At 55.8% G+C, this 16,961-nt stretch carries 17 protein-coding genes; 11 read left to right on the top strand and 6 right to left on the bottom strand.

The genetic code is table 11. The annotated features are described in order from the left end of the window. Nucleotides 1-95 precede the first annotated feature (95 nt). Nucleotides 96-860, bottom strand: coding sequence for a pyruvate dehydrogenase complex transcriptional repressor PdhR (gene pdhR, locus IM271_RS08220; RefSeq protein WP_006173806.1), 765 nt, complete (start codon nucleotides 858-860; stop codon nucleotides 96-98). A gap of 263 nt (nucleotides 861-1,123) precedes the next feature. Between pdhR and IM271_RS08215 the strand changes: the two genes are divergently transcribed. From IM271_RS08215 to IM271_RS08200, 4 genes are all read left to right on the top strand, one after another. After that, nucleotides 1,124-1,351 (top strand): hypothetical protein, encoded by a 228-nt coding sequence (locus IM271_RS08215; RefSeq protein WP_193052441.1) that lies wholly within the window; start codon nucleotides 1,124-1,126, stop codon nucleotides 1,349-1,351. A 46-nt stretch (nucleotides 1,352-1,397) separates the two neighbouring features. After that, nucleotides 1,398-2,768 carry an aromatic amino acid transporter AroP gene (gene aroP / locus IM271_RS08210; protein WP_028015528.1) on the top strand — a complete coding sequence of 457 codons (1,371 nt, stop codon included), beginning with the start codon at nucleotides 1,398-1,400 and terminating at the stop codon, nucleotides 2,766-2,768. Nucleotides 2,769-2,932: 164 nt separating this feature from the next. Beyond that, the gene (locus IM271_RS08205) at nucleotides 2,933-4,330 is read left to right on the top strand and encodes a glycoside-pentoside-hexuronide (GPH):cation symporter (RefSeq protein WP_193052428.1); all 1,398 of its coding nucleotides are present in this window, start codon (nucleotides 2,933-2,935) and stop codon (nucleotides 4,328-4,330) included. Between the two features lie 10 nt (nucleotides 4,331-4,340). Then, a complete protein-coding gene (locus IM271_RS08200; RefSeq protein WP_045259468.1) occupies nucleotides 4,341-5,291 on the top strand; it encodes a family 43 glycosylhydrolase in 951 nt (316 codons plus the stop codon). A gap of 18 nt (nucleotides 5,292-5,309) precedes the next feature. On the opposite strand, the gene ampE is transcribed toward IM271_RS08200, so the two are convergent. Both ampE and ampD read right to left on the bottom strand, forming a co-directional pair. Then, nucleotides 5,310-6,164: a beta-lactamase regulator AmpE gene (gene ampE, locus IM271_RS08195; protein WP_041911235.1), complete on the bottom strand. Its 855-nt coding sequence runs from the start codon at nucleotides 6,162-6,164 to the stop codon at nucleotides 5,310-5,312. A 9-nt stretch (nucleotides 6,165-6,173) separates the two neighbouring features. Further along, nucleotides 6,174-6,725 carry a 1,6-anhydro-N-acetylmuramyl-L-alanine amidase AmpD gene (ampD, locus tag IM271_RS08190; protein ID WP_116342530.1) on the bottom strand — a complete coding sequence of 184 codons (552 nt, stop codon included), beginning with the start codon at nucleotides 6,723-6,725 and terminating at the stop codon, nucleotides 6,174-6,176. 87 nt (nucleotides 6,726-6,812) lie between these two features. Between ampD and nadC the strand changes: the two genes are divergently transcribed. The 4 genes from nadC to hofC all read left to right on the top strand — a co-directional run bounded on the left by nadC (nucleotide 6,813) and on the right by hofC (nucleotide 10,885). Then, nucleotides 6,813-7,706 (top strand): carboxylating nicotinate-nucleotide diphosphorylase, encoded by an 894-nt coding sequence (gene nadC / locus IM271_RS08185; RefSeq protein WP_045259465.1) that lies wholly within the window; start codon nucleotides 6,813-6,815, stop codon nucleotides 7,704-7,706. 174 nt (nucleotides 7,707-7,880) lie between these two features. After that, nucleotides 7,881-8,318: a prepilin peptidase-dependent pilin gene (gene ppdD, locus IM271_RS08180; RefSeq protein WP_045259464.1), complete on the top strand. Its 438-nt coding sequence runs from the start codon at nucleotides 7,881-7,883 to the stop codon at nucleotides 8,316-8,318. Between the two features lie 10 nt (nucleotides 8,319-8,328). Beyond that, on the top strand, nucleotides 8,329-9,711 hold the full coding sequence (gene gspE / locus IM271_RS08175; protein ID WP_193052427.1) for a type II secretion system protein GspE: 1,383 nt from the start codon (nucleotides 8,329-8,331) through the stop codon (nucleotides 9,709-9,711). Next, nucleotides 9,701-10,885, top strand: a complete 1,185-nt coding sequence (hofC, locus tag IM271_RS08170; RefSeq protein WP_049000509.1) for a protein transport protein HofC — start codon at nucleotides 9,701-9,703, stop codon at nucleotides 10,883-10,885. Before gspE ends, hofC begins: the two co-directional genes overlap by 11 nt. A gap of 41 nt (nucleotides 10,886-10,926) precedes the next feature. Here the strand turns inward: hofC and IM271_RS08165 are convergent, their stop codons facing one another. Beyond that, complete coding sequence (locus tag IM271_RS08165; RefSeq protein ID WP_028015519.1) at nucleotides 10,927-11,970, bottom strand: GMP reductase; 1,044 nt, start codon at nucleotides 11,968-11,970, stop codon at nucleotides 10,927-10,929. Nucleotides 11,971-12,198: 228 nt separating this feature from the next. On the opposite strand from IM271_RS08165, the gene coaE reads away from it, so the two are divergent. The 3 genes from coaE to yacG are packed head-to-tail and all read left to right on the top strand — an operon-like array spanning nucleotide 12,199 to nucleotide 13,766. Beyond that, nucleotides 12,199-12,819 carry a dephospho-CoA kinase gene (gene coaE, locus IM271_RS08160; RefSeq protein ID WP_028015518.1) on the top strand — a complete coding sequence of 207 codons (621 nt, stop codon included), beginning with the start codon at nucleotides 12,199-12,201 and terminating at the stop codon, nucleotides 12,817-12,819. Then, nucleotides 12,819-13,562 carry a cell division protein ZapD gene (zapD, locus tag IM271_RS08155; protein WP_028015517.1) on the top strand — a complete coding sequence of 248 codons (744 nt, stop codon included), beginning with the start codon at nucleotides 12,819-12,821 and terminating at the stop codon, nucleotides 13,560-13,562. Before coaE ends, zapD begins: the two co-directional genes overlap by 1 nt. A gap of 9 nt (nucleotides 13,563-13,571) precedes the next feature. After that, complete coding sequence (yacG, locus tag IM271_RS08150) at nucleotides 13,572-13,766, top strand: DNA gyrase inhibitor YacG (protein ID WP_193052426.1); 195 nt, start codon at nucleotides 13,572-13,574, stop codon at nucleotides 13,764-13,766. Between the two features lie 34 nt (nucleotides 13,767-13,800). Here yacG and mutT read toward each other — a convergent pair whose 3' ends face one another. Next, nucleotides 13,801-14,193 carry an 8-oxo-dGTP diphosphatase MutT gene (mutT, locus tag IM271_RS08145; protein ID WP_028015515.1) on the bottom strand — a complete coding sequence of 131 codons (393 nt, stop codon included), beginning with the start codon at nucleotides 14,191-14,193 and terminating at the stop codon, nucleotides 13,801-13,803. A gap of 57 nt (nucleotides 14,194-14,250) precedes the next feature. Further along, nucleotides 14,251-16,956, bottom strand: a complete 2,706-nt coding sequence (gene secA, locus IM271_RS08140; protein ID WP_048957883.1) for a preprotein translocase subunit SecA — start codon at nucleotides 16,954-16,956, stop codon at nucleotides 14,251-14,253. Between the last annotated feature and the right edge of the window lie 5 nt (nucleotides 16,957-16,961).

Below are 16,961 nucleotides of genomic sequence, written 5' to 3'. Positions count from 1 at the left end.
TGATTTGTCTGGAACCTGTCCCATTGTGCTCTTGGGCAAGAACACAATAAGACAGGTTCTGCGTTTAGTTGCCGCGCTCTAAAAGTACCTGGCGCTTAATCCTTTCGTTGCTGTATGCGGCGTAATGAACGTTCGCGACGCGATTGTTCACGGCTGCGGTCCAGCAAGATTTCCTCAATGAAAGCCAGGTGACGGTGCGACGCTTCGCGCGCCTGCTCCGGCTCCCCGGCCATTATCGCCTCGAATACTCGGGTGCGATGGTTGCTTACCAGCGGGAGCATCTCCCGACGGGCATACAACAATTCAAAATTCTGACGAACGTTCTGGGCCAGCATCGGCTCCATGCAGCGTAGCAGATGGAGGAGCACCACGTTGTGTGCCGCTTCGGTGACGGCGATTTGATACTGGACAACGGCGCTGGACTCGGCGTCTAAATCGCCGGACTGCTGTGCCCGTTCAATGGCCTGATGCAGTTCGCGGATACGCACGCGATCTTCATCAGTGCTGCGAAGGGCGGCGTAATAGGCCGCAATACCTTCAAGCGCGTGACGGGTCTCAAGCAGGTCAAACTGGGATTCTGGGTGGTCAGAGAGAAGTTCTACAAGCGGATCGCTGAAGCTCTGCCACAGGCTGTTTTGCACAAAGGTTCCGCCGCCCTGGCGACGAAGCAGCAAGCCCTTTGCTTCGAGGCGTTGAATCGCCTCACGCAGAGAGGGACGTGAAACGTCGAACTGTTTTGCCAGCTCGCGTTCTGGCGGAAGTTTCTCACCCGGGCGCAGAGTCCCTTCGAGGATTAAAAACTCCAGCTGCTGCTCAATCACATCAGATAGTTTTGGTTGGCGAATTTTGCTGTAGGCCATATTCCCTGTCTTACGCCTTTTTGCCCGGAGTCAATTGGTCTTACCAATTTCTAGTTCGTATCGCTAAAGTAACAAAGTATTCACCTTCTGTCCATATTGGTTTTGATTGAAATCAGTAAACCCTGCACATTTTAACAACCTTACAGAAATAACGTTTCAGAAATGTAACTTTGCACAAATGAGTTGATTACTCCCAAAGAGGGAGTTTTAACCATAATGAAACGAGGGGTTTTGCAATCTGAAGCGATTCAACATGGCAAATAATGAAAATTCGCCCACTTAAGAAGCATTTCTATTCTATAGGTTGGGTTAGGAAGAATAAGCGGGCCGATTTACAAATGCTTTCTTTTTATTCAAGTCGTCAGCATCCCTTCATAAAGCAGGTGCATTCGCAGGCGCTTACCACTATTCTGGCGGTTACGGAAGTCATCTCCGCTTTTTTCGGTTTGTTTAACCGTAAAGAAATAAATACAGAATATGGACTTTCATAATTACACACGCACAGCGTGAACATAACAACCACACACGAGGTTTCAAATGGAAGCTCAACAGCACGGCGATCAGCTAAAGCGCGGACTTAAAAACCGCCATATACAGCTCATCGCACTGGGCGGTGCGATTGGTACCGGCCTGTTTCTGGGCAGCGCATCCGTTATCCAGTCAGCCGGTCCGGGTATTATTTTGGGTTACGCGATTGCGGGTTTCATCGCTTTTCTGATCATGCGCCAGCTTGGCGAAATGGTCGTTGAAGAGCCGGTCGCAGGCTCGTTCAGCCACTTTGCCTATAAATACTGGGGCAGCTTTGCGGGCTTCGCCTCCGGCTGGAACTACTGGGTGCTGTACGTTCTGGTTGCTATGGCCGAGCTGACCGCCGTCGGGAAGTACATTCAGTTCTGGTACCCCGAGATCCCCACCTGGGCGTCTGCTGCAGCCTTCTTCGTGATTATCAACGCCATTAACCTGACCAACGTAAAAGTGTTCGGCGAGATGGAGTTCTGGTTTGCCATTATCAAAGTCATTGCCGTTGTGGCGATGATCATCTTCGGTGGCTGGCTGCTGTTCAGCGGCAACGGCGGCCCGCAGGCTACCGTGCGTAACCTCTGGGAACAGGGCGGCTTCCTGCCTCACGGCATGACTGGTCTGGTGATGATGATGGCGATCATTATGTTCTCCTTCGGCGGCCTGGAGCTGGTGGGTATTACCGCCGCCGAAGCCGATAACCCGGAGCAAAGCATCCCGAAAGCCACGAATCAGGTTATCTACCGTATTCTGATCTTCTATGTGGGCTCACTGGCCGTGCTGCTCTCCCTGCTGCCGTGGACGCGCGTGACCGCTGACACCAGCCCGTTTGTTCTCATCTTCCACGAGCTGGGCGATACCTTTGTCGCCAACGCCCTGAACATCGTGGTGCTGACCGCAGCGCTCTCCGTTTACAACAGCTGCGTATACTGCAACAGCCGTATGCTGTTCGGCCTGGCCCAGCAGGGCAACGCGCCGAAGATGCTGCTCAACGTAGATAAACGCGGCGTGCCGGTGAATACCATCATTGTTTCAGCCATCGTGACCGCGCTGTGCGTGTTGATTAACTACATGGCACCGGAATCGGCGTTTGGCCTGCTGATGGCGCTGGTAGTCTCCGCTCTGGTTATCAACTGGGCGATGATCAGTCTGGCGCACATGAAGTTCCGCCGCGCGAAACAGCAGCAGGGCGTCACCACGCGCTTCCCTGCCCTGCTCTATCCGCTGGGTAACTGGATTTGCCTGCTGTTTATGGCGGCCGTGCTGGTGATCATGCTGATCACGCCGGGCATGGCGATTTCCGTCTACCTGATCCCGGTCTGGATTGCGATCCTTGGCGTTGGCTATCTCTTCAGCCAGAAAAGCCGTAATGCCATGAAGGCGCACTAAACCTCTCGCCGCGGCACCTGTTTTTGCGGGTGCCGCGCGTTGTTACCTCCTTCACACTTTCACGCCAACAGCATATTTATCCATATCACCGCCCTGATACTGCAACGCATATATTCCTTTGCCAGCGAATAATTCTCCCCATACCGTAAACCGGAGAGCTGTCGATGGATAACAACAAACTGTCAGTAAAAGAAAAGATCGGCTATGGGATGGGCGACGCGGGATGCAACATCATCTTCGGCGCCATCATGCTGTTTGTTAACTATTTCTATACGGATATTTTTGGCCTGGCGCCTGCGCTGGTCGGCGTGCTGCTGCTGTCCGTCCGCGTGATTGACGCCGTAACGGACCCGATCATGGGGGCGATTGCCGACCGTACCCGCAGTAAATATGGCCGGTTTCGTCCATGGCTGCTGTGGATTGCGTTCCCCTACGCGCTGTTCAGCATTCTGATGTTCACCACCCCGGAGTGGAGCTATAACAGCAAAGTTATCTATGCGTTTGTCACCTACTTCCTGCTCTCGTTAACCTATACGGCCATCAACATCCCTTACTGCTCGTTAGGTGGAGTGATCACCAACGATCCAAAAGAGCGCGTGGCCTGCCAGTCGTATCGCTTCGTGCTGGTCGGCATCGCCACCCTGCTGCTCTCCTTAACGCTGCTGCCGATGGCCGACTGGTTTGGCGGGGATAACAAAGCCAAAGGCTACCAGATGGCGATGACCGTCCTGGCACTGATTGGTACCTGTATGTTCCTGTTCTGCTTCGCCACCGTGCGCGAGCGCGTGCGTCCGGCAGTGCAAACCAACGACGAACTGAAAAACGACCTGAAAGACGTGTGGAAAAACGACCAGTGGGTGCGCATTTTGCTGCTGACGCTGTGCAACGTCTGCCCGGGCTTTATCCGCATGGCGGCGACCATGTATTACGTCACCTGGGTGATGGGCCAGAGCACCCACTTCGCCACGCTGTTTATCAGCCTGGGCGTTGTCGGCATGATGCTTGGCAGCGTGCTGGCAAAAGTGCTGACCGACCGCTGGTGTAAGCTGAAGGTCTTCTTCTGGACCAATATCGTGCTGGCGGCATTCTCTTGCGCCTTCTATTTCTTCGACCCGAAAGCCACCGTTACCATCGTGGTGCTCTACGTCCTGCTGAACATCCTGCACCAGATCCCGTCTCCGCTGCACTGGTCGCTGATGGCTGACGTGGACGACTACGGCGAGTGGAAAACCGGGAAACGCATCACTGGGATCAGCTTCTCGGGTAACATCTTCTTCCTGAAACTGGGCCTGGCGATTGCCGGTGCGATGGTCGGCTTCCTGCTCTCCTGGTACGGTTATGACGCGGGCGCAAAAGCGCAAAGCGCGGACGCCATTAACGGGATCGTGCTGCTCTTTACCGTCATTCCGGGCATTGGATACTTAATTACCGCTGGGGTGGTACGTCTGCTGAAAGTGGACCGTGAGACCATGAAGCAGATCCAGTCCGTTCTGGAAAAACGCCGCAACAATTACCGCGAGCTGAATGACTATCAGGAACTCAAAGCCGCTGAGACTAAATAAGGAAAGCCGCATGCATAACTGGCCCAACCCGTTTATCGAACAACGCGCCGACCCGTACATTTTACGCCATGAGGGACAGTACTATTTTATTGCCTCCGTGCCGCAGTACGACAGGCTGGCGATCCGCCGCGCGGACTCGCTGGAAGGACTACGCGGAGCTGAAGAGGTAGTGGTCTGGCGCAAACCCGAGACCGGCCCGATGAGCCAGCTGATTTGGGCACCGGAACTGCACCACATTGACGGCAAGTGGTACATCTATTTTGCCGCGACGCACACCCAGGCGCTCGACGCGCTCGGGATGTTCCAGCACCGCATGTTTGCGATTGAGTGTGCGGACCGCGATCCGCTCAGCGGTACCTGGATCGAGAAAGGGCAAATCAACACCCCGTTCGACACCTTCGCCCTGGACGCCACCACCTTTGTTCATCAGGGCAAACGCTGGTACCTGTGGGCGCAAAAAGCCCCGGATATTTCCGGTAACTCTAACCTCTATCTGTGCGAAATGGAGAACCCGTGGACGCTGAAAGGCGAGCCGGTGATGCTCAGCAAGCCAGAATACGACTGGGAATGCCGTGGTTTCTGGGTCAACGAAGGTCCGGCGGTGCTGGTTCACGGCGATAAGCTGTTTATCAGCTACTCCGCCAGCGCCACCGATGAGAACTACTGCATGGGATTACTGTGGATAGACCTGAACGCCGATCCGCAAAACCCGGCAAACTGGCACAAATCCCCTCGCCCGGTTTTCGTCACCAGCTACGAGAACCGCCAGTACGGGCCAGGCCACAACAGCTTTACGCAAACGCCGGAAGGGGAAGATGTATTGGTATACCACGCAAGAAATTACACCGAAATTGAAGGCGATCCGCTTTACGATCCGAACCGTCATACTCGCCTGAAGCTTGTCCGCTGGGACGAAAACGGGATGCCTGATTTCGGCATCCCGCCTGCGGATACGTTATAGCGTCTGCGGCGCGCTGGGTTACACCAGCGTGCCGTAAATCGTCAGCAGCGCCACAATCACCACCACCACAAACGAGGTTTTCTTCGCCATTGAAACGGCGGCTTTTGGCGTTTCGATCTTGTCGGTATGCGGTTCGCGCGCCAGCGAGAACTGCGCCAGGCGCGTCAACACCTGGTACTGGGACGTATGGCGGTCCCCAAGAGAAGCGAACCATGCGGGCAGCGCTTTTTCACCGTGGCCAATTAAGGCGTACACCACGCCCACCAGACGCACCGGAAGCCAGTCGAGCACGTGCAGGATGGCATCAATGCCGGAGAGCAAACGCTCATGCGGCGTCAGATAACGGGCAAGCCAGGTCTGCCAGGCGCGCAGGAACGAATAGCCCATCAGCAGTACCGGCCCCCACGGGCCGCCCACCACAAACCAGAACAGCGGAGCAAGGTAGTAGCGGAAGTTAATCCACAGCAGCGCGTTTTGCAGCTCGCGCAGGAACTCGCGCTCGTCGCAGTCCGGTGGCACGCCGTGGATCATCGTCAGCTCGCTCGCCATCGCGCCGCGCGCGTGGGCATCGTCACGGGAGGCGGCTTTCAGGTAGGCGTGATAGTGCAAACGCACCTTGCCCGCACCAATGCACAGCACGCCGAGCAGGATCCACACCACCAGCAGCGGCACGTTGAAAAAGAGTCCGTACAGCGAGCGCAGCAGCAGGAAGGTAATCAGCATGACGCCCGCCATCATCAGCAGCGTGCGCAGCATGGAAAAGTGCTTGATGCGGCGGAACAACACCTCCAGCCGGTGATCCAGTTGCCAGTGCTCGCCGAGCTTGAACAGGCGTTCAGCGATGATAACCAGCAGCATGGTAAACAACGTCATGGTATCTCCTTATTCTGACGACGCGGCAAGCATGGCGCGAAACCGCGACCAGTCAAATGCCGGGCCGGGATCGGTTTTTCTCGCCGGAGCGATATCGCTGTGCCCGGTAATATTGTCGGCGATTGCCGGGTAGAGTCCGATAAGCGTGTGGGTAATAGCAACCAGCTGCTGATACTGGGCATCGGTGTAGGGGGTAGTATCCGTGCCTTCCAGCTCAATCCCAATCGAGAAATCGTTGCACCGTTCGCGCCCGTGATACATCGATACCCCGGCATGCCAGGCGCGCTTATCAAAAGGAACATACTGAACTACCTCACCATCACGGCGAATCAGGCAGTGAGCCGACACGCGCAGATGCGCAATCTCAGCGAAGAAGGGATGAGCATTGGGATCTATCGTTCCCGTGAATAACGCATCGATCCACGGGCCGCCAAACTCACCCGGCGGGAGGCTAATATTATGAACCACCAGCAGTGTGGGCTTTTCATCCTCCGGGCGGCAGTCGTGGTGCGGCGAGGGCACATGCCGCGCATCCACCAGCCATCCGTTTTCTAACAACATGCTGGAACTCCTTCTGTATGGTGCAATGACTCGGTTCAGAGTAGCATGTTTCAATATTATGATTCGTTACCAATTTGGAGTTTTATCATGCCGCCTCGCCGCTACAACCCCGACCACCGACGTGAAGCGCTTCTGGAACGTATTAATATGGATATTCCGGCAAGCGTCGCCCATGCGTTGAAAGAAGACCTGGGGGGTGACGTTAACGCCGATAAAGATATTACCGCACAATTGTTGCCAAAAGAGACACGCTCGCACGCGGTCATTATCACCCGTGAGGAGGGCGTTTTCTGCGGCAAGCGTTGGGTTGAAGAGGTCTTTACTCAGCTGGCGGGTGACGATGTACAGGTGACATGGCACGTTGATGATGGTGATGCAGTGACCGCCAATCAGCCGCTGTTCGAGCTGGACGGTCCTTCCCGCGTATTACTGACCGGCGAGCGTACCGCGCTCAATTTTGTCCAAACGCTCTCTGGCGTCGCCAGTGAAGTGCGCCGCTACGTTGACCTGCTGGCCGGCACCCGTACCCAACTGCTTGATACCCGCAAAACGCTGCCGGGCCTGCGCACTGCGCTGAAGTACGCGGTGCTCTGCGGCGGCGGCGCAAACCATCGTCTGGGCCTGTCCGATGCTTTCCTGATTAAAGAGAACCACATTATTGCTTCTGGCTCCGTGCGTCAGGCGGTGGAAAAGGCCTTCTGGCTGCATCCGGATGTGCCGGTTGAGGTGGAGGTCGAAAGCCTGGAAGAGCTGGAGCAGGCGATTAAGGCCGGGGCCGATATCATCATGCTCGATAACTTCGAAACGGAGCAGATGCGCGAGGCGGTGAAACTGACCAACGGCCGGGCCCAGCTTGAAGTGTCCGGAAACGTCACTTTCGAGACGATCCGTGAGTTCGCCGAAACCGGCGTGGATTACATCTCCGTTGGCGCGCTGACCAAGCACGTGCGCGCCCTCGATCTCTCAATGCGCTTCAAATAACGCACGCTCCCCTCTCTGTCCGGAGAGGGGAATTTCAGCCTCGCTCGCAAATCCATTGTCCTTCTCTGCAACACGGAATGAATTCTCTGAAGCTCCTTTCTCGTTCTCTTTTTTGCCCCTCGTTTCTGCCCTGTCCCGCTGACAAACTAGCGCCACTTTGCATAAGGAGCAGATATGGACAGACAACAAGGATTCACACTCATTGAGCTGATGGTGGTCATTGGCATTATTGCGATTCTGAGCGCCATCGGCGTTCCCGCCTATCAGAACTACCTGCGTAAAGCAGCCCTCACCGATATGCTGCAAACTTTCGTTCCCTATCGCACTGCCATTGAGCTTTGCGCGCTCGATCGCGGCGGCGTGGAAAGCTGCGATGCCGGCAGTAACGGTATACCCTCTCCTGCCACGACGCGTTACGTTTCAGGAATGAGCGTGGCGAAAGGGATCGTGACCTTAACAGGCCAGGAGAGCCTGAACGGGCTGACGGTAACCATGACGCCGCAGTGGAGCAACGGCAACGGTATGACGGGCTGGACGCGTGACTGCAATATCAGTGCTGACAGCGCGCTTAAGCAGGCCTGCGAAGACGTCTTCCGCTTCGACACTAACTAAGGGGCGGATAATGAACACCGATCAACTCGTGGCGCTTTGTCTTCGCCACCATGCCCTGCTGCTCACCAGTGACAGCGACATGATTAGCATCGCCGTCGTGGGAACCCCCGCGCCTGAACTGATGGAGGCCCTGCGCTTCGCGACCCAGAAGCGGATTGATATCGAATGCTGGAGCGCTGAACGCATGGAAAAGCACCGGCAGTTAACCGCGCAATCGCATCTGCCCGTCGTTTCGCAACCCCACTCCGCGGTGGATATCCTCAACCACACGCTGCAGCAGGCAGTAAACCAGCGCGCGTCTGACATCCATATCGAACCAATGGAGCACGCGTGCCAGATCCGCTTACGTATCGACGGGGTACTTTATCCGCAGCCTCCCCTTTCCGCCGCGCTGGCGACGATGCTCAGCGCCCGGTTAAAAGTGCTGGGTAATCTGGATATTGCGGAACGACGCTTGCCGCAGGACGGTCAGTTTACGATTGAGCTGACAAACGAGCCGGTCTCGTTTCGTATCGCCACGCTTCCCTGCAACGGCGGTGAGAAAATTGTGCTGCGTTTGCTACATCAGGTTCAGCAGGCGCTGGAGCCGAACGCGCTTGGCATGAGCGCTAAACAGCTGGCCTGTTTTAATGAGGTACTCCACCAGCCTCAGGGGCTAATTCTGGTCACCGGCCCGACGGGCAGCGGCAAAACCGTAACGCTCTACAGCGCGCTGCAGGCGCGTAACACCCCTGACGTCAACATCTGCAGCGTGGAGGATCCCATTGAGATCCCGCTTGCGGGGTTAAATCAGACGCAGGTTAACCCCTGCGCGGGCTTAACATTCCAGAGCGTACTGAGAGCGCTGCTCCGTCAGGATCCGGACATCATTATGGTCGGGGAAATTCGCGATGGTGAAACGGCAGAAATTGCCATTAAAGCCGCGCAGACCGGGCATCTTGTATTGTCGACGCTGCACACCAACTCGACGACGGAAACCCTCATTCGTCTGGAGCAGATGGGTGTGGCGCGCTGGATGATCTCTTCCGCGCTCTCGATGGTAATTGCCCAGCGGCTGGTTCGGCGCCTTTGCCCGCACTGCCGACAGAAAACAGGGGAGCATACGGACCTGCCGCGCTCGGTTTGGCCGCGGCAACTTCCTCGCTGGCAGCCTGCAGGCTGCGATCGTTGTTATCACGGTTTTTACGGGCGCGTGGCCATTTTTGAAGTACTTGCGATCGATAATCCCCTGCGCCAGGCTATTGCCAGCGGGGCAGGCACCGAGGTGATTGAAGCCAGCGCCCGACAGGCTGGACTCATCTCGCTGTTTGAACACGGCTGCATGGCCGTTGAACAAGGGATGACCACGCTTGAAGAGTTAGTGCGTGTTCTGGGTATGCCCGATGGCTGCTAATCAACTCTGGCGCTGGCGAGCAATCTCCGCTGAAGGAGAACCCCGAAACGGGGTACTCTGGGCCACCGACCGCAACGCAGCCTTCACCAAGCTGATGCGTAACGACCTCCATCCTCTGGCCCTGACCCGATGCGCTCAAAGGCACCGCTGGCGTCCACATCACTGCTACGAGATGTTTCGTCAGCTCGCAACGCTTCTGCAGGCCGGGCTGCCGCTCGCGCATAGTCTGCAAATGCTGGCAGACCAACATCCAGTAGAACCGTGGCGGGGGCTACTGCAAAACGTTGCCGATGAACTCAGTGAAGGCTGTCCTTTTTCTGAGGCGCTCAAACGGTGGCCTGCGGTCTTTAGCCCACTGCATATCTCAATGGTGAAAACCGGAGAGCTAACGGGGAAGCTTGAAGCGTGCTGCCGAGAGCTTGCAGAGCAGCAAAAAGCGCAGCAGCAGCTCAGCGCGAAGGTGAAAAAAGCGCTGCGCTACCCGGCGATCGTCCTGACGCTGGCCGTGCTCGTCGTGCTGGCAATGGTCACCCTGGTTTTGCCCGAATTTGCCGCGATCTACAAAACCTTTAATACCCCGCTTCCGGCGCTGACGCGAATTGTTATGGGGATAGCCGCGTTTATGCAGTCATATGCCCTTGCGCTGTTCGCGATGCTGCTTGTTCCCGTAACCGCAGCCTGGCCTCTGCGACACCATCCTCGCTGGCAGCGTATTCTGCTGAGTTTTCCCGTAATGGGAGCGCTGGCGAGAGGGCAAAAGCTGGGGCAGATCTTCACCGTGCTGTCGCTCACGCAGCAGGCGGGCATTGCATTCTTACAGGGCCTTGAAAGTGCAGAAGAGACTGTTGAAAGCCGGTACTGGCAGGGAATACTCCGCAGCATACGCGAGAACATTGAAAAAGGTCTCCCCGTCTGGTCGTCCTTTCAGAAGGCGGCAATGTTTACCCCGCTCTGTATTCAGCTTTTACGAACCGGCGAGATGTCAGGTTCGCTGGACGTCATGCTGGCAAACCTTGCTCGCCATCACACGGAACAGACCTTTCAACGTGCAGACAACCTGGCGGCGCTTCTGGAGCCACTGCTCCTGGTTGTTACGGGGGTTATCATCGGCACGCTGGTGGTGGCAATGTATCTGCCGATTTTCCATCTGGGAGATGTGATGAGCGCGGGGTAGTGCAGCAGCGCTGGCGCACGAGCATGCGCCAGCGAAAGCCATTACAGGCTATTGAAAACGCGGTTTTCCTGCTCCTGAACGCGAATAAACGTTGTGCGTTTCGTCAGCTCTTTCAGGCGGGATGCACCCACGTAGGTACAGGCTGAGCGCAGGCCGCCCAGGATGTCGCGCGCGGTGTTTTCAACCGGGCCGCGCAGAGGCAGCTTCACGGTTTTGCCTTCTGCCGCACGGTATTTAGCCACGCCACCGACGTGACGGGTCATCGCGGATTCAGAGCTCATACCGTAGAACAGCATGAATTTCTCGCCGTTCTCTTCCACCACGGTGCCGCCGCTCTCTTCGTGGCCTGCCAGCATACCGCCGAGCATCACGAAGTCCGCGCCGCCGCCAAAGGCCTTTGCGACATCGCCCGGCATGGTGCAACCGCCGTCGCTGATGATCTGGCCGCCCAGGCCGTGCGCCGCGTCGGCACATTCAATGACCGCGGAAAGCTGCGGATAACCAACTCCGGTCTTCACGCGCGTGGTGCATACAGAGCCCGGGCCAATGCCCACTTTCACGATGTCGGCACCGGAAAGGATCAGCTCTTCACACATTTCACCGGTCACCACGTTGCCCGCAATGATAGTTTTGGTCGGCCAAGCTTCGCGCGCCTTGCTGACGAACTGCACGAAGTGCTCGGAGTAACCGTTCGCCACATCAATACAAACGAAGCTAAGCGCCGGGTTGGCATTCAGGATCTGTTTGGTTTTCTCGAAATCGGCATCGGAAGTACCGGTGGAAACCATCACGTGCTTCACCACGTCAGCAGAGGCGGACGCAACAAACGCATTCCACTCTTCAGGAGTGTAGTGCTTGTGGACTGCAGTAAGAATATCGAACTGAGCCAGCGCCGTTGCCATCTCAAAGGTACCGACTGTATCCATGTTGGCAGCAATGATTGGCACGCCAGACCACGTCTGACCGGAATGTTTAAAGGTGAATTGACGTTCGAGTTCAACGTCTGAGCGACTTTTCAGTGTAGAGCGTTTAGGGCGGATAAGAACGTCTTTGAAACCTAACTTCAGATCTTCTTCGATACGCATGTGCGGATTCCTGGGGTTAGAGGCAAATATGTTAAAAGCACAACTCCAGTGACGCTATCATACGCACTAATACCTGCTCCGCAAGACTGCGAAATTCTCTTTTTTTACGCTACAATCCTATAAATTTACCTGGTAAAAAGCCGGTAAAGAGAATCAAACAATTACTGTCGCACGTTTGTTTTTTAAGCAACTGATTTCCATAATGAATAATTCCCAGGATTTGATTTAATGGGGTATATCGTCGCAGTAACCGGCGGCATCGGTAGTGGCAAAAGTACCGTTGCGGACGCGTTTTCTCGTCTCGGCATCGCGATTATTGATGCTGATATTATTGCCCGTCAGGTGGTAGAGCCCAATACACCCGCGCTAAAGGCCATCGCCGACCATTTCGGTCAGGCAATCATCAATGCCGATGGCACACTGAACCGCCGTCAGCTTCGCGAATATATTTTTTCCGATTCTGCGGAAAAAGCCTGGCTTAATGCCCTGCTCCACCCCATTATCCACCAGGAAACTCAGCGTCAGATAGCCGCAGCCCGCTCGCCCTATGTCCTGTGGGTGGTTCCGCTCCTGGTAGAAAATCAGCTGCATAAGAAAGCCAATCGGGTATTGGTGATTGATGTCACACCCGAGACGCAAATCCAGCGAACCATGACGCGCGACCACGTCTCGCGCGAACATGCTGAACAAATTCTTGCCGCTCAGGCCACTCGCGCTCAGCGCCTTGCCGTTGCGGATGATGTTATTGATAATAACGGCGCACCAGATGCCATTGCATCGGATGTTGCCCGCCTGCACGAGCAGTATCTAACCTTCGCCGCGCAGGCCGTTGCACAGGAAAAACCATAATGTCGACTCACATCCTTTTTGAGCACCCGCTCAATGAAAAAATGCGTACCTGGCTGCGCATTGAATTTCTCATCCAACAGCTTTCACAACATCTGCCTGTTAACGATCATGCCACGGCGTTGCACTTCTTTCGCAACGTAGGCGATCTGCTGGATGTGATTGAACGTGGCGATGTCCGCACGGAGCTGTTGAAAGAGCTGGAGCGCCAGCAGCGTAAATTACAGGCCTGGGCCGAAGTACCGGGCGTGGATCAAAGTCGAATTGACGCCTTACGCCAGCAGTTGAAAAACAGCAGCACGACGCTGATGGCCGCGCCGCGCGTTGGGCAATATTTACGAGAAGACCGTTTGATAGCGCTGGTGCGCCAGCGCCTGAGCATACCGGGCGGTTGCTGTAGCTTTGATCTGCCAACGCTGCATATGTGGCTGCATATGCCGCAGGAACAGCGCGATCGCCAGGTAAACAGCTGGCTGGGTAGCCTGGAGCCGATGAATCAGACGCTATCGCTGATCCTCGATCTTGTGCGTAACTCTGCCCCGTTCCGCAAGCAAACCAGTCTCAACGGTTTTTATCAGGACAACGGCGACGACGCCGATCTTCTGCGTCTAAATTTGTCGCTTGGCGAGCAGCTTTATCCGCAAATTTCCGGGCATAAAAGCCGTTTCGCGATCCGCTTTATGCCGCTGGACAGTGAAAATGGCACCGTGCCGGAACGCCTCGATTTTGAACTGGCCTGTTGTTAAGGAGTGCCAATGTCTGACGTCACCACCGTAAACTGCCCAACCTGTGGGAAAACTGTCGTCTGGGGAGAAGTGAGTACGTTTCGCCCGTTCTGCTGCAAGCGCTGTCAGCTCATTGATCTGGGCGAATGGGCGGCGGAAGAGAAACGAATTCCGAGCGAAGGCGACCTCTCGGATAGCGATGACTGGAGCGAAAGCCAGCAGTAACGTTCAAAGCCTGCTGGCGATTCGTTCGGCAGGCCTACATGTTTGTCGCTAAGCGGCGGATCACAGGCTCATTGGCTGGCGGGAATTTGTCGGCATCACTGACCTGAAGTTCCACCCAGTTACCCGGCTGTCCCTCTTTTCCCCAGGGTTCACCTTCCCAGCTTTCCACCAGCCAGAACCACAGCGTGATGTGCCTGTCGGGAAACTGATACTCCAGCTTATCGAACAGCGTGGCGCCAAGCGGGGTAATCCCCACCTCTTCCTGCAGCTCACGCACCAGCGCCTCTTCCGGTGTTTCTCCTGATTCGATTTTCCCGCCAGGAAACTCCCACTTGTTCGCCATATGGGCGTCAGCAGCGCGCTGGGTGATGAAGATTTGGTTTTGCGGGTTGCGAATAATCCCGACGGCAATTTGCAGTATTTTCATAGCGTCACTCCCATAAAAAAGGCGCAGATATCTGCGCCTTTTGAGTTAGTTATGTTCTTAGCTCAGGCGGCCGTGGCACGCCTTGTATTTTTTACCGGAACCACACGGGCACGGATCGTTACGACCGACTTTACGATCGCCGGTCTGCGCGGCGATCGCTGCTGCGGCTTCGCTTTCGTCAGTCTGGTGGCTCAGCTGCTGCATCTGCGCCAGACGCTCAGCTTCTTCACGGCGCTGCTGCTCCATCGCTTCCACTTCTTCCGGCATGCGCACCTGAACCTTGCTCAGGGTGCTGATCACTTCGTACTTCAGTGACTCCAGCATAGAGGCAAACATGGAGAAGGATTCACGCTTGTATTCCTGCTTCGGATCTTTCTGCGCATAGCCGCGCAGGTGGATACCCTGACGCAGGTAGTCCATCGCCGCCAGGTGCTCTTTCCACAGGGAGTCCAGCGTCTGCAGCATCACGCCTTTTTCGAAGTGACGCATCATCTCAGCGCCAACCACTTCTTCCTTACGCTTATAAACCTCCAGCGCGGTTTCAAAGATACGTTCGCGCAGGGTCTCTTCATGCAGCTCAGGCTCTTTATCCAGCCACTCTTTGATTGGCAGATCGAGATCGAAGTCGTTTTTCAGACGTTCCTGCAGGCCTTCAACGTCCCACATCTCTTCCAGAGACTGCGGTGGAATATGCGCGTCGATGGTGGCTTTGAACACATCTTCGCGGATGCTGTTGATGGTTTCGCTCACGTCGGACACGTCCAGCAGTTCGTTACGCTGGGTGTAGATCGCGCGACGCTGATCGTTGGCCACGTCATCATATTCCAGCAGCTGCTTACGAATATCGAAGTTGCGGCTTTCCACTTTACGCTGGGCGTTAGCGATCGCTTTAGTCACCCATGGGTGCTCAATGGCTTCACCAGGCTTCATGCCCAGCTTACGCATCATGCCGGACACGCGGTCGGAGGCGAAAATACGCATCAGCGCATCTTCCATAGACAGGTAGAAGCGGGAAGAACCGGCATCACCCTGACGGCCCGCACGGCCACGCAGCTGGTTGTCGATACGACGAGATTCGTGACGCTCGGTACCGATGATGTGCAGACCACCGGATGCCAGCACCGCGTCGTGACGCACCTGCCAGTCGGCTTTGATCTGCTCGATCTGCTCTGGCGTTGGGTTTTCCAGCTCAGCGACTTCAGCCTGCCAGCTACCGCCGAGCATAATATCGGTACCACGACCCGCCATGTTGGTGGCGATGGTCACGGCTCCCGGATAGCCCGCCTGAGCAACAATGTCCGCTTCTTTAGCGTGGAACTTGGCGTTCAGAACGTTGTGCTTGATGCCTGCTTTGGTCAGCTCATTGGAAACCACCTCGGATTTCTCGATGGAGATGGTCCCCACCAGAACCGGCTGACCATTGGCAGTACGGTCGCGAATATCTTCGATGATCGCCTGAATTTTTTCCGCTTCGGTCATGTACACCAGGTCCGGCATATCCTTACGGATCATCGGACGGTTGGTTGGCACAACCACGGTATCCAGCTTGTAGATGGAGCTGAATTCAAACGCTTCGGTATCTGCGGTACCGGTCATCCCCGCCAGCTTCTCATACAGACGGAAGTAGTTCTGGAAGGTGATTGAGGCCAGCGTCTGGTTTTCGTTTTGAATGTCCACGCCTTCTTTCGCTTCCACCGCCTGGTGCAGGCCATCGGACCAGCGACGACCCTGCATGGTACGGCCGGTGTGTTCATCGACAATGATGACTTCACCGTCTTTCACGATGTAATCAACGTCGCGGGTGAACAACGCGTGGGCACGCAGCGCGGCGGTTACGTGATGCATCAGCATAATATTGCTCGGAGAGTACAGAGACTCACCTTCTTCCATAATGCCTTCAGCCACCAGCAGCTCTTCGATTTTCACCAGACCGCGTTCGGTCAGGTTCACCTGGCGCGCTTTTTCATCTACGGAGAAGTGGCCTTCACCCTGGAAGGTATCGGAGTCTTCTTTCTCCTGACGCAGCAGGTGTGGAATGATTTTGTCGACTTTACGGTACATGTCAGAGCTGTCTTCGGCCGGGCCGGAGATGATCAGCGGGGTACGCGCTTCATCGATCAGAATGGAGTCAACCTCATCCACCAGCGCATAGTGCAGCTTACGCTGGACGCGCTCTTCCGGGCTGAACGCCATGTTGTCGCGCAGGTAGTCGAAGCCGTATTCGTTGTTGGTGCCGTAGGTGATGTCCGCGTTGTAGGCTTCGCGCTTGGCGGGTGCCGGCAGTCCGGACATGTTGATGCCGACGGTCATGCCGAGGAATTCGAACAGCGGACGGTTGTTTTCGGCATCACGCTGGGCCAGATAGTCGTTGACGGTAACGACGTGAACGCCCTTACCGGTCAGTGCATTCAGGTAAGCCGGCAGCGTTGCGGTCAGGGTTTTACCTTCACCGGTACGCATTTCCGCGATGCAGCGTTCGTTAAGCACCATACCGCCCAGCAATTGAACGTCGAAGTGACGCATGCCGAACACACGTTTACTCGCTTCACGCACCACGGCGAATGCTTCCGGGATCAGGCTCTCTAAGGTTTCGCCTTTTTCCAGGCGTGCGCGGAACTCCGCAGTTTTCGCCTTCAGCTCATCATCAGAGAGCTTCTCCATCGCCGGTTCCATACCGTTGATGACGTTTACAGCTTTGCGCATACGGCGCAGGGTACGATCGTTACGACTACCAAAAACTTTGGTTAATAATTTGATTAGCATAATAA

It is taken from the genome of Enterobacter cloacae complex sp. I3 (assembly GCF_014896175.1).
Lineage (GTDB): Bacteria > Pseudomonadota > Gammaproteobacteria > Enterobacterales > Enterobacteriaceae > Enterobacter > Enterobacter bugandensis.
Note: the sequence above shows the minus strand (reverse complement) of the source record. Positions and strands in the feature narration are given on the sequence as shown.

Bases quoted from the DNA above. Each gene is read 5' to 3' on its own strand.
- pdhR (WP_006173806.1), bottom strand. From the start codon at position 860: ATGGCCTACAGCAAAATTCGCCAACCAAAACTATCTGATGTGATTGAG.
- IM271_RS08215 (WP_193052441.1), top strand. From the start codon at position 1,124: ATGAAAATTCGCCCACTTAAGAAGCATTTCTATTCTATAGGTTGGGTT.
- aroP (WP_028015528.1), top strand. From the start codon at position 1,398: ATGGAAGCTCAACAGCACGGCGATCAGCTAAAGCGCGGACTTAAAAAC.
- IM271_RS08205 (WP_193052428.1), top strand. From the start codon at position 2,933: ATGGATAACAACAAACTGTCAGTAAAAGAAAAGATCGGCTATGGGATG.
- IM271_RS08200 (WP_045259468.1), top strand. From the start codon at position 4,341: ATGCATAACTGGCCCAACCCGTTTATCGAACAACGCGCCGACCCGTAC.
- ampE (WP_041911235.1), bottom strand. From the start codon at position 6,164: ATGACGTTGTTTACCATGCTGCTGGTTATCATCGCTGAACGCCTGTTC.
- ampD (WP_116342530.1), bottom strand. From the start codon at position 6,725: ATGTTGTTAGAAAACGGATGGCTGGTGGATGCGCGGCATGTGCCCTCG.
- nadC (WP_045259465.1), top strand. From the start codon at position 6,813: ATGCCGCCTCGCCGCTACAACCCCGACCACCGACGTGAAGCGCTTCTG.
- ppdD (WP_045259464.1), top strand. From the start codon at position 7,881: ATGGACAGACAACAAGGATTCACACTCATTGAGCTGATGGTGGTCATT.
- gspE (WP_193052427.1), top strand. From the start codon at position 8,329: ATGAACACCGATCAACTCGTGGCGCTTTGTCTTCGCCACCATGCCCTG.
- hofC (WP_049000509.1), top strand. From the start codon at position 9,701: ATGGCTGCTAATCAACTCTGGCGCTGGCGAGCAATCTCCGCTGAAGGA.
- IM271_RS08165 (WP_028015519.1), bottom strand. From the start codon at position 11,970: ATGCGTATCGAAGAAGATCTGAAGTTAGGTTTCAAAGACGTTCTTATC.
- coaE (WP_028015518.1), top strand. From the start codon at position 12,199: ATGGGGTATATCGTCGCAGTAACCGGCGGCATCGGTAGTGGCAAAAGT.
- zapD (WP_028015517.1), top strand. From the start codon at position 12,819: ATGTCGACTCACATCCTTTTTGAGCACCCGCTCAATGAAAAAATGCGT.
- yacG (WP_193052426.1), top strand. From the start codon at position 13,572: ATGTCTGACGTCACCACCGTAAACTGCCCAACCTGTGGGAAAACTGTC.
- mutT (WP_028015515.1), bottom strand. From the start codon at position 14,193: ATGAAAATACTGCAAATTGCCGTCGGGATTATTCGCAACCCGCAAAAC.
- secA (WP_048957883.1), bottom strand. From the start codon at position 16,956: ATGCTAATCAAATTATTAACCAAAGTTTTTGGTAGTCGTAACGATCGT.